Source organism: Mesorhizobium sp. B2-8-3, from assembly GCF_006440815.1.
Classification (GTDB): domain Bacteria; phylum Pseudomonadota; class Alphaproteobacteria; order Rhizobiales; family Rhizobiaceae; genus Mesorhizobium.
Window position 1 is genome coordinate 89101 of record NZ_VFTW01000005.1, and the last position, 11171, is coordinate 100271.

The 11171-nt window shown below is 57.8% G+C and carries 14 protein-coding genes; 10 read left to right on the forward strand and 4 right to left on the reverse strand.

The window, feature by feature from the left end:
• The first annotated feature begins 168 nt into the window (after positions 1-168).
• From FJ418_RS10330 to FJ418_RS10345, 4 genes are all read left to right on the forward strand, one after another.
• Positions 169-630 carry a hypothetical protein gene (locus FJ418_RS10330; RefSeq protein WP_140865261.1) on the forward strand — a complete coding sequence of 154 codons (462 nt, stop codon included), beginning with the start codon at positions 169-171 and terminating at the stop codon, positions 628-630.
• 15 nt (positions 631-645) lie between these two features.
• Positions 646-1422, forward strand: a complete 777-nt coding sequence (locus FJ418_RS10335) for a hypothetical protein (protein ID WP_140865263.1) — start codon at positions 646-648, stop codon at positions 1420-1422.
• Positions 1423-1433: 11 nt separating this feature from the next.
• Positions 1434-2159: a hypothetical protein gene (locus FJ418_RS10340; protein ID WP_140865264.1), complete on the forward strand. Its 726-nt coding sequence runs from the start codon at positions 1434-1436 to the stop codon at positions 2157-2159.
• A 100-nt stretch (positions 2160-2259) separates the two neighbouring features.
• Complete coding sequence (locus tag FJ418_RS10345) at positions 2260-2799, forward strand: cell division protein ZapB (protein ID WP_140865265.1); 540 nt, start codon at positions 2260-2262, stop codon at positions 2797-2799.
• A gap of 131 nt (positions 2800-2930) precedes the next feature.
• Here the strand turns inward: FJ418_RS10345 and FJ418_RS10350 are convergent, their stop codons facing one another.
• Entirely contained in the window at positions 2931-3182 is a 252-nt protein-coding gene (locus FJ418_RS10350; RefSeq protein WP_140865266.1) for a hypothetical protein, read from the reverse strand.
• Between FJ418_RS10350 and FJ418_RS31875 the strand changes: the two genes are divergently transcribed.
• The 3 genes from FJ418_RS31875 to FJ418_RS10360 all read left to right on the forward strand — a co-directional run bounded on the left by FJ418_RS31875 (position 3181) and on the right by FJ418_RS10360 (position 4048).
• Complete coding sequence (locus tag FJ418_RS31875; protein ID WP_181166896.1) at positions 3181-3345, forward strand: hypothetical protein; 165 nt, start codon at positions 3181-3183, stop codon at positions 3343-3345. The two genes, FJ418_RS10350 and FJ418_RS31875, sit on opposite strands and share 2 nt — an antisense overlap.
• A gap of 48 nt (positions 3346-3393) precedes the next feature.
• Positions 3394-3723 carry a hypothetical protein gene (locus FJ418_RS10355; protein ID WP_140865267.1) on the forward strand — a complete coding sequence of 110 codons (330 nt, stop codon included), beginning with the start codon at positions 3394-3396 and terminating at the stop codon, positions 3721-3723.
• A 79-nt stretch (positions 3724-3802) separates the two neighbouring features.
• Complete coding sequence (locus FJ418_RS10360) at positions 3803-4048, forward strand: DUF982 domain-containing protein (protein ID WP_140865268.1); 246 nt, start codon at positions 3803-3805, stop codon at positions 4046-4048.
• Positions 4049-4057: 9 nt separating this feature from the next.
• On the opposite strand, the gene FJ418_RS10365 is transcribed toward FJ418_RS10360, so the two are convergent.
• Together FJ418_RS10365 and FJ418_RS32355 are read right to left on the reverse strand one after the other, a co-directional pair.
• Positions 4058-4324, reverse strand: coding sequence for a hypothetical protein (locus FJ418_RS10365; RefSeq protein WP_140865269.1), 267 nt, complete (start codon positions 4322-4324; stop codon positions 4058-4060).
• 226 nt (positions 4325-4550) lie between these two features.
• A complete protein-coding gene (locus FJ418_RS32355) occupies positions 4551-5048 on the reverse strand; it encodes a hypothetical protein (RefSeq protein WP_246683002.1) in 498 nt (165 codons plus the stop codon).
• Positions 5049-5403: 355 nt separating this feature from the next.
• Between FJ418_RS32355 and FJ418_RS32175 the strand changes: the two genes are divergently transcribed.
• Positions 5404-6762 carry an SIR2 family protein gene (locus FJ418_RS32175; protein WP_246683003.1) on the forward strand — a complete coding sequence of 453 codons (1359 nt, stop codon included), beginning with the start codon at positions 5404-5406 and terminating at the stop codon, positions 6760-6762.
• Positions 6759-8771 carry an ATP-binding protein gene (locus FJ418_RS10385; RefSeq protein WP_140865271.1) on the forward strand — a complete coding sequence of 671 codons (2013 nt, stop codon included), beginning with the start codon at positions 6759-6761 and terminating at the stop codon, positions 8769-8771. Before FJ418_RS32175 ends, FJ418_RS10385 begins: the two co-directional genes overlap by 4 nt.
• 7 nt (positions 8772-8778) lie before the next feature.
• On the opposite strand, the gene FJ418_RS10390 is transcribed toward FJ418_RS10385, so the two are convergent.
• Complete coding sequence (locus FJ418_RS10390; RefSeq protein ID WP_140865272.1) at positions 8779-9495, reverse strand: SOS response-associated peptidase; 717 nt, start codon at positions 9493-9495, stop codon at positions 8779-8781.
• 783 nt (positions 9496-10278) lie between these two features.
• Between FJ418_RS10390 and FJ418_RS10395 the strand changes: the two genes are divergently transcribed.
• Positions 10279-11127, forward strand: coding sequence for a hypothetical protein (locus FJ418_RS10395; RefSeq protein ID WP_140865274.1), 849 nt, complete (start codon positions 10279-10281; stop codon positions 11125-11127).
• The last annotated feature ends 44 nt before the right edge of the window (positions 11128-11171 follow it).

Genomic DNA, 11171 nt, shown 5'->3' on the forward strand with positions numbered 1-11171 from the left:
ATACCAATAGGTATTATCCCTTAAGTACCCTTGAGTTTTATCTACGGTGAACTCGGGTTGAACTCGCGTTCCCCTACCACCTCGGCTCGATGCTCTATCTTCGATGCCGCACCTACCGCCTCCCCGCAAGGAGGCTCTCCCTATACATCAAAACCATAGGAGGTCGCCGTGTGCGATCTAGGTCTTACTCTCGGCATCGCTGCCGGGCTCGCCAATGCTGCCGGGCAGGCATCTGCCGCCGCCGCCAACTCTGCGAGCATCAAAGAGCGTTACAACTTCAACCAAGCCAGCAACGAACACGATTTCGTCACCAAGGCCAATGCCGCCAACAAGGAAGGCTATCAGGCCACCCTTGAGGGTGACCGCGCCAAGTCAACCGCTGTCGCCTCAGGCGCTGGCATGAACGGCAACACCGCAGGCCTCAGGCTGGCCGAGCAGAGCCGACAGACCGCGCTTTCCATCGCCAACGCCAAGGACCAACGCGAGGGGGCCACGGCCACCTACGTCATGCAAGGCAAAGCCAACCAGCTTGACGCCCAGGACGCGCTCAACAAGCAAAGCATGAACCCCATGTCCACGTTCATGGACATCGCATCGTCTGGTCTCAAGAACTACGGCGCGTTTAAGTAAACCCAAGGAAACCCTATGGCATCCCCCGTCACTCGGGGCCACCCGCGCGATTGGCGTGTGGGTGCCCAAGCCCCCGACAACGGCGCTCAGTTGCGGCGCCGACAGACCATCAACGAACAGAAACCCTGCTCCTGCCACGGCTGTGACCGGAAACGCGCCGGTGTCTCTCGCTACTGCGGCACCCACAGGGACACCGCCAGTTCCCGTGGGGACCCTCTGGCCCGCCTACCGTCCCGCAACGAACTGGCCATCTTCCGCCACGCCATTGCCGTCTATCTCCAGACCGACGCCAAGCTGGCCCAGCGTATCGCAGGGGACCTCAGGGGACTTGAGCGGCGTATGGCGCAGCCTCCTGCCTTCTGCCTCAGCCCTTCCGACATCCACAAGGGATTACCGCAGATAGCCAAGGCCAAGGGTCTCCTCGCCAACTGGCAGCACAGGGACAAGCGGACCTATACCGAGGCCGTCACCAACGCCCTGGCGCTGGTGGGGTGGGTGTCGGTCTACTACGACACAGGCCACGCCGAGGGCCTCTGGGAGAACCGCAAGGCCTTCCTGGCAACGCGTGCCGGTGCCCTGCTGGGCGACTTCCGCAAGACCATCGGTCGGACGAAGCTGATCAAGGAGGCCTCAGGGGCAACCCACCGCCTCCTTGGCCGTGACTTCGTCCACCACGCCAACGCGATCTACGGCAAGGGCTTCTGGTCCTCGCCCGTCTCCACCAACTCAGGGTCCCAGATGACCCTCCTCGATTACACCCGAATGGCCCTTAGGGCCGCCAACCTCCTTTAGGAAATCAAACCATGTCTTACTCCGACGACGGAATGCTACGCCTGCCTACCCCCGACGACAGCCGCTCAGGCTGGACTCCAAGCAACCCCAACTACGCCGTTGGCTCTGCCGCTGGTCCCGCCCCAGACGGCAAGGTGTTTATCCCCGGAATGAATACCTACGTCGACCTCGACATTGCCGAGCAGCTTGGCCTGCTCGCACCTCAGGGCAACTCGGGGACTCCAGACCTTGACGTCAACCAGTCAGCCTTTGATCCCCGTGGCGTCCCCGCTGGCGACGATCCACTGGAGGATATCTCCATTGACGAATTGTCCGACGCTGACCTTGAGGCCCTCCAGGAGCAACTTGAGATCAAGGACGAAGATGCCGCGCCATCGCTCTCCGAGACCTTCGACGCTCTCGCCGAATGCTTCACGCCTGAGGCCCTTGTGGATGGCGTAGAAACGATGGTCGAGACCGGCGACTTCAATGACACCCTCGCCCGTGTCTCCGAGGCTACGGGGGTGGACGCCGCTACTGCAGCTACCCTTGTCGAGACGACTGTGATGGAGGCAACGCCAGCCGCCTCCGAGTACATCGGCAGCGAACGCTGGTCCTCGCTGATGTATGCGGCCTCGCGGACTGACGACAGCTTGGCCCGTCGCATCGTCTCGGATGTGGTGACCGGCCGACTTGATCCCGCACGGCTGGCGAACGCTTACGATCTCTGGTGGCAGTCGCTGCCCGACGCTGAGTGACGCCGATGCTCGCTTACGCATCTGCGCTCTACGTGGGCTCCGTCCTCACGCTCACCACCTATTCGATTCTCATTCACTACCTCTGAAAGGAACAGCCATAATGGCCAAGAAACCCATCTCCCGCGAGGAACTGCTCGCCCAACTCGACGCCCTCGACAACTCCACCGAGATCGGCAGGCTCAACGCCGAAATCTCGAGACTGACCGAGGAGAACGCCACACTGGTGTCTCAGCGCCAGGAACTTGAGCGCCAGCTTAAGCAGGAGCGCGAGGCCCTGCAGTTGGTCCGCGAGGCCATTCGCAAGGTGGACGTTCGGACGCGCTCCCATGGCGCGGACAGGCCCGGCCATGCCGAGATGGCTGCAGCTGCCGCCCGAGCGGGCCGCATGGAATGGGCTGCTGTGCAGTTGGGCATCCAGCAGGGCACACATGACCCGGCCACGGGCTTGCCCTATTCCGCAGACACCAAGCCGCAGCGCGATTTGACGGCAGGGGCTCCCAAGGTGACCCAGAAGGAACTCACGTCCTTCTTCCCGGCCATGACTGGTCCCGAGGTAGATGTATCGGACACTGCCGATGCTCTCACCGATTCCGACCTGTCGGAACTTAAGACCGCTTTGGAGATCGCCAAGGCGGAATAACATTCGACATCCGCGCCCTGCCTGCCCCTTCTTCTTGTCTGAAATCTGGCTTTAAGACGGCAGGAGGGCGCGAGTTTCGCTAAGGTACCCATGCGCTTTCCCTCACGGGCGACGCATGGGGTATTCCGGCATCAGGGAAGGTCGATCATACCCGCCCGTTTCCTGAGGATATGGAATGCCATCTGGATGATTTCGTCATCCTTTCTGGTTTGCTCCACCGATTCGCTTTCGAAGGTCGCCTCCTCGACATGAAAGTCGACCGTTCCCGAGGGTTTGTGCTTCCAGGCCCACTCACACGCTTCCCAGTGTCCTTCGCGTGGGACAATTCTCTGGCCGACGGCGCGGCCTCGTCTTCCGAAAAATACGATTTTGTAGTTGTCCATGGGTATCGGCTTTCTTTTGTATGGCTTGATTGCCGATGCCCATTTTTCACAAATCGGCGATGAAAAAAACAGCGATGACCGAAGAGGTTCCGGTAGCGAAGAGGCCCCACTGACGGAGCCAATTGTTGTTTGGTGGACAGCCATGCAGGACCACTTGAGCTAACATCCGTCCTGTGGTGTATCGCTGGAGAGATGCAACGGGGGATCTGAAATGAAGAACCAATTCGCGGCTCTCGCCGCATGCCTGACGCTTGGCGGGTGCGCAATGACGCTGCCGGTTCGGGGACAGGCCGGAGACGGATCAGAAACTTTCACGGGCAGCGCGACGGGGTATGCCGACGGCGCCGGAAATCTCACCATCAAAAGCAACAAGGGGCGTAGCTGCAAAGGCGACTTCGTCTATGTCACCAATCGCGAGGGGAGCGGAACGTTTACCTGCAATGATGGCTCAAGCGGCCCGTTCACCTTCGTCTCGACTGGCATGCGCGGCACCGGCACCGGCACGTTAGGCGGCAAGCCATTCACGTTTTCATTCGGCTAGGATTGCTCTTCCTGCCCGGCGGGATCGAGCGCAACGAAGCCCTCTACCAAAAATGTCCCAGCTCCATTAGCGTGTCCTAATGGGCCTTCTCTGGTTCAATCCTCCAGTATACGTCAAGGGCGAGCGTCCTGGGCTCCGCTATGGTGTTAGTCACGTCCAGGGTGCCGCCGAACAACTCCTCTTGTGGAACCGGCGCGGCCCTAAGTGGAAACGGGCGGTCGAGGGCTGCATGGCCGCAATTGAGGGCGAGGTATCGCCGAAGGAGGTTCGTCAGCTTTTTGAGGCAGCCGCTAAGGAAGAGAAGGTCTTGCTTCCTCCCGACTAGGGACGCGGCTCATTCCATATCCGGCACGTCGCCACCTACGAAGAGTGTCGTCGGGTCGCCGTACTCGCCTATCGCCGGGTTTGCTTCCCGCGACCACGCGATGGCCCCCGCGTGTTTCCCCGCCAGAGCCTTTGCGGTCCTTACGGCACGGTCTTCGCTCTGCTGCTCGGCTGGTCCGTAGACTGGCTGTAGCTCGCCGCTCTCATCGCGGTCGAATGCGGTGACAACGATCAGCTTCGGGGTCTTTTGCTCGGGGACGATGCTTCCGGTCCGCATGGCAATTACCCGATGCTAGGCGGCGTGTCGTCATAGCTGATCACCAAGAGCCCAGGATGCCTGTGAGAGAGGGCGAGGATTTGGTTCTCCAGCTCACAGTTGTAGGCCATGAGCGCCTTCACAGTCTCCAGGGGACTCTCATATTTGGCGACCAGCTTGACCGCCTCAGAATGCAGCTCAGCTTTGGCTTCCGGGTCCAGATGATAGCTTCCCACAACCGGCCCTCCTAACGGCTTGCCCGGCGAGGTGCCGAGACTGCGTCAAGACGGTTCTGAAGGTGCCCATTGAGGACGATCATTTCCTTGAGCGCCTTCATCGCATCGCCCTTATGGAGGGCAACGAACTTATCGGCGGTGGCTTGAAGGGCGGCCTCTTGGCGGCTGTCCAGCGTCACAATGTGGTCCATGGCAGTCACTCCAAAACGCTTCACTCCCACAGTGAACAAAAACGGAACATAATTGTCAAGGCCGAATTGACTGAACGAGGAATGAGTTCCTATTTTGGACGCATGCCCGACACTGGTGGAAGACGGAAGCGCGGCAGCGCCTGGAAGCTCAGCAATGCCCATGAGATCGGGCAGCTCGTGCTTGTTCGTTGCGGGCTCTGCAACGTCAAACGATGGTATCAACCGAGCGATCTGGGGGAAATCTTTGGGGACATCGAGACCGAGCTGGTGGGGGTCAAAATGAGTTGCGAACGGTGCGGCAAGAACGACTTCATGCACGCCGAGACACAAAATCCATCGGCACGAGAGAGACAGGGCATTCGGGTTAGGCGGCTTGCTGAAATAAAGACAATCCGGCGGATCGTGTGGCGAGATGAGACTTAAGTTCACTTCTGACCAAAGTGGACAGACGCAGTGGGAAAAGTTCGGAGGCCGACGCCTGAAGATGATGAGGCAGTGTCACTTTTGTTGCGCTATATCGGGAGCGAATGCTTTCCTTAGCAATAAAGCCTATACTTTTGCACAGCGCCCTTGGGCATTAGAATCAGAGATAGGATAGGAATAAATGGAGGGGGGAAACCGAAGCGTCAGAACTTTCGCTTTTTTGCGAAACGGTGACGCTGAACCATCCAATATGGACTGGAGCAAGGGGATTGATAGCGCGCGCCAAGCGATTTCAGAGGCGCTGAACGCCAAGAACATTGCCTTCCTGTTGGGTGCGGGATGCTCGTCACTCATGAAGGGTGGCATCGAGCTTGGCATCCCGACGATGGCGCCACTGGCGAAAGAGTTTTGTGGAGAAACAATTGCTTCGATGGCGACCGATTTCGCAGAAGCTGGTTTCCTAGATGACGATGCAAGCGCGGATATCAACGAACCAAGCGATGGCGGCGGGTATTTCGTAACAGGAGAGGACGGCGCAGACGTTCTGCTTCGGTCCCAATCCGTCGGCCAAGAGACCGAACCCGATACCAAGCCTGCACCTTGGCGGTTGTCAAAGCCTGAGTACGAGTACCTGACCGAGTTAGGCATCGACCTGGAAAGCGGGTATAACCGCAACCTAGAGCGGTTGATGGAGGTTCTCTTCAGTCAGCGCTTCTTGCTTCGTCAGAGCGGGAAATCCTCTCATTGGCCTCAACGCGATCTGATCAGCAGTATCATCGGAAAGGTGCAGTCTTTCTTGTGGTCCCGCCTAACTGATGGCGCCTTCAACAAAGGCGACACCGAAGTGCGGGACTTGTACGAACGCTTCTATAAGAAGCTGGTCCTTCGCGACCGTTCTCTACCGAGGCCTTGGGTTTTCACAACGAATTATGACGTATTCAATGAGACGGCTATGGACCGTCTGGGGATACCCTACGCAAATGGCTTCAGCGGTATAATTGAACGTCGATTTAATCCAGCTACTTTCCGCTACGCTCTTGCTGAACAACTTGATGTTGGAAGTCGAAAATGGGCGGCGGTCGATGCGTTCGTATACCTTTGCAAGCTTCACGGATCGGTGACCTGGACGGAAGATGACCACGGGCTGTTCCCCATCCGGGAGGCTTGGCCCCAGAGTGACCCGAAGCGCATGCTAATCTATCCGACGCCAGCAAAACAGAATGCGTCACTTGCTTCGCCCTATGCAGACCTTTTTCGCGAGTTCCAGTCGCGCGTTGTGCGCGAACAGAGCGTGCTAATCACGGCCGGATATGCGTTTGGCGACGAGCACATAAACAACATCATCTATCAGGCGCTCACTATCCCAACGTTTCGCCTTATCATTTTTGCTTCACCAGATACCGAGGGCGACATCGCCAAGCTCCGCGGCCTTCGTGACCCAAGGATTTGGATAATTGGGGGCGATGGGCCAGTCGATGGCTCTCGCGCGCATTATTTCGATACCATCGTCGAACATTTCATGCCGCAGCGCCCGAGCGACCGGATCGATGAGGCGGTACGAAAGGCCATACTGGAGATGGCACCGCTGCCGAAGGATGAAGACGAATGAGCAACGATGATCGCAAGCGAGCGGTGGGGAAGCTAGTGTCTGTCGCCGCCGACCGCTTCATCGTTGAGATGCACGCAGGCACGGACAACTTCACGGTTGTTGGTTTTGATGACGTTCACTATGTCGCAAGGCTAGGCTCGTTTCTTATGATTCCTAGCCAGTCCGAATATGTGGTCGTTGAGGTCGTTGGGTTACGCGAGAGGGATGTAAGCCGGACAGACGAGCGCTCAGACTTCGATCGGGCGGGCTCTTCCAAATTTCTGGATGTGGTGCCGGTCGGCATGCTGCCTGCGCGCGGCGGAACATTCCGCTTCGGCGTGTCGGTCTTTCCGTCGCTCTACGCCGATGCACTCTACGCGCTGGATCATGAGCTGGATCGCATTTTTGAGACGCAATCGGCTATTGAACCGTCAGTTGGGTTCAATGGCGGAGTCCCCAACCCGCCCAATGCCACCAGATATCGCGTGCTTTCTATAGGTAAGTCGGTGATCTTCGAGGACTATGAAGTGAAGGTTCACCTGGATGAGTTCTTTGGTGGCCACGTCGCAATCCTCGGAAATACCGGCAGTGGTAAGTCATGCACGGTTGCATCCATCCTTCAGTCGTTGTTCGAGAAGCCGGATGAGCATCATGCGCGGGGCGCGACGTTTGTTGTCTTTGACGTGAACGGTGAGTACCGAGCTGCATTCGAGCCCCTGGCCAGAGCGGGCCGGATCGGCGTTGAGCGCGTCGTCCTCAACGGGGCGGCAACTGGCTTCCGCCTCCCACATTGGTACTTAGAAATGTCGGAATGGGAACTGTTGCTCCAGGCCAGCGAGAGGACCCAATTGCCGGTTCTCAGAATGGCGCTTGGTCTGACAAGCCTATTCCGCAGCAGCTCCATCGCAGGCCTCCAAATCAAAGAGCATTTCATCGCCACCTGCATCGTCGAGTGCTTTCGGGGAGCTGATGGCGATTCGCCCGTCACGAAATTCCAGCGGGTCGTGTCGCTTTTGCAAAAGTATCCCACTCCCAATCTCAATATGGCGCTGCTGAACCGGTTTAACCCCAACCTCCAATATGGTAATTTCAGCGGAGCCAATAGTCAGGAGGACTTCCTCGCGCAGGTTCGCGTCAGAGTACAGCAAAACATCCATCTTCCGTCTTACGACCACACACCCTTCGCATTCGAAGATCTTGAAGAGTGCATGGATTTCGCAATCCTCTACGAGGAAGCTCACGGCAACCGCCAAATCCGCGATTACTGCTCATCAATGGTGACCCGTCTAAAGTCATTGAAGGATCGGGCAGAGTACGCCTTTCTCCGGCACAGCAATTCGGAATTGGCCGAAGCGCCATCTCCAAAGGCCTTTCTCACTCACCTTCTGGGACTAGAGAGCGAAGGCACATTCGTCATTAAGAGGAGCCAGATAATCATTCTTGACATGAACGACGTTGAGGATGAGGTGATCGAACTGGTAAGCTCTGTGACGGCTCGGATGCTTTTCAAGCTGCTAAGGCGAGCCGACCCCAGGAATCGATTTCCCATACATCTGCTGCTGGAAGAGGCCCACCGATACATCGGAGCCACGCCATCGCGCTATGCGGTCGATGCCACCAAGGGATTTGAGCGGATTGCCAAAGAGGGGCGGAAGTACGGGATGTTCGTTGTACTCGCCTCGCAGCGACCTAGCGAACTGTCTAAGACAGTCCTCAGTCAGTGCTCTAATTTCGTCGTGCACCGCATTCAAAACCCAGATGATCTCTCGCAGATTCGTCAAATGACTCCATTCATTTCCGATGCAGTTCTTAAACGGCTCCCTTCGCTTCCCAAGCAGCATGCTCTCGTGTTCGGCACCTCGGTCAACCTGCCGACGACTTTCAAGGTGCGGGAGGCGTCACCCCGACCAAGCAGCGATGACACAAAGATTGTGGATCTTTGGTTCCATGAGGCCGGAAGGCCCGCGAGTATTCACGTTGGCAACGACGCTGTTGATTTTGGCGACGATGACTTCATCGATCTGGAATGAGGTCGCATTACAACAGCGAGAGCTGGCCCTTTGTGCTTGAGGCGCCCTGTAGTGGAAACTTGATTTGTGTCGTTGGCTTCTCGACGATCACCAAAGCACCATCCGAAGCTGTGCGCTGAAGGTGGCAGGCTTCTGACCAAGGCGCACGCAGCCAAGTCTCGGTTTCCTCTTGCGTCGTCAGAATCACCGGCATTGCTTTCTCGTGTATCGGCTTGATGAGAGCATTGGGTTCGGTCGTCAGGAACCCGTAGAGCTCGTGATCGCCGGGACCATCCTTCACCTTCCGCACACCGTGCCAAGGGGTCCACAGGCCAGCGAAGAAGAATAGCGGGCGGTCACCGTTCAAAGCAAACCAGCAATTCCGCTGAATGCCGGTCTCCGGGTCCTTGTCGTTCGGTTTGGGGCTCGGCTCAGCGAAACTCGTCACTGGCACCACGCAACGATGTTCGATCCCGAGATACTGCTGCCAATGGAAGTAGTTGGTCTTGCGAACGTTGGTGGTCCCGTAGTCGGCCTTGCCTTTCACTCGCTCAGGAGGTGACGGCATCCCCCATAAGAGATTGGCGACCTCGCGCTGGCCATCGGAGGCATTGCGAACTACTGGGCCTAGCGTGTTTGGATAGACATCGAGCGAGGGCTCTAGGTTGCCCAGAATGTCCCGCAGAGCGCGGGTCCATTCGCGGATGGCGTCTTGGCTGGTGGTGATATTGTAAAGATTGCACATGTCGGCGAGTCTGCCTGATCCGACGTTAGAAGGACATTCCAATTTTAAGGCTTGTTGCGCATCCTGCCCTTGACATCAGGGACGCCGTGTTTCCCCGGCTTTATTGCCACCATCCGGCCATCAGGCCCCTGCAGCCCCCGACAACCAGCGGGGATGGCCACCATTCTCCCGTCTGTGCCCTGCAGTCCTCTTCCATTTGCGGGGATCGCCGCCATCCGACCATCGGTTCCCTGAAGGCCACGACCGCCCGCCGGAAGTGCGACCATGCGGCCATCCGTTCCCTGAAGACCCCTTCCGCCCGGAGGGATAGCAACCATGCGACCGTCGGTTCCCTGGAGACCCCTCCAACCCGCAGGTATAGCTACCATGTGACCGTCGGTGCCCTGGAGTCCTCTTGCGCCATCAGGAATGGTAATAAGCTGCCCATCAGTTCCCGCTAATTTACGCAGCATTTCGACGACTCCCCGCTCTTAAATGTTGCAATGTTGAAATCGCAGGAGACCCCAAATGAAGTCCAACTTCAAGCAAAGACCCTTGAAATAGCCCACTAACAGGTTCTTACTTGCGGCAGGTAGGTTGGGGCTTTGTTGGGTTGTGCGTGCAGTTTCTCTAATTCTCGCAGTTGGGTCAATTGTCACAGCAGCAACGTGTCGGGCTGAAGCCCTAGAGTACAGGCCGGTTTCGCCGCCTGGGCAGCAGACATTCCTAGTTGTCTCCGGGGAATTCGGTGACAGTGAACCTCTGACCGCTTTCAGCAATGCAGTCGCGAGCAGCGGAGCCACGGTGATCGTATTCGACTCCCCCGGCGGCAGTGTCGGCAGCGCAATTCAATTGGGCCGTATGATCCGCGCAGCGGGGTTGGATACGCTTCAGGTTCGCCAAATGCAGTGCGTTTCGGCTTGTTCGCTGGCCTTTCTGGGTGGCGTTCGCCGCGTTGCCGAACCGGGTTCCCTTGGCGTTCATCGCTCATCCTTCGCACCTGATAGCGGAATGTCCACCGATGAAGCGGTAGCTCGCGTCCAGGCCGGAACAGCTCAGATCATGTCGTACATGAACGAGATGGGTGCGGACCCAAAGCTCATGGAACTAGCCTTGAGCTATGACAGGTCCGACATGAGATACCTTTCGGCCAGCGAAATGGCCGACTTGCGAGTGACCAATGTCCCGGTGACGCAGCCAGAAGTGGACACATCCCAGGTCCCCGCTAGGCCCAATCCGCCGCCGCCCGCGCTCGACGCAAGCGCCAAGCAACAACTGGAGGGTGCTGCAGTGGCCTTCATCAAGGGGCTCATTGAGCATCATGGAGACAACGCCGAATTGGCTCTTGCTCAAGTTCGGACGTCCTATGCACCCACCGTCGATTACTATGGCAAATGGACAGACCTAAACTCAATCATTGAGGACAAGAGAAGCTATTTCCAGCGATGGCCAGAGCGGGGTTACGACGTCCGCGACAACAGCATTATGGTCACTTGCGCCAATGATCAGTGCATGGTCTCGGGCACCTACGACTGGATTGTGCGCAGCCTCCCGAGACACAAGCAGGCAAAGGGCGTGGCGAACTTCAGCTACACGATAGCGATAAGCCCCAATCCCAAAATCATCGCTGAGACAAGCAAGGTTCAGCGCTGATCGGCGGGCTCGGCCCAGCCAACCAGCGGACCTTTCTACCGAAA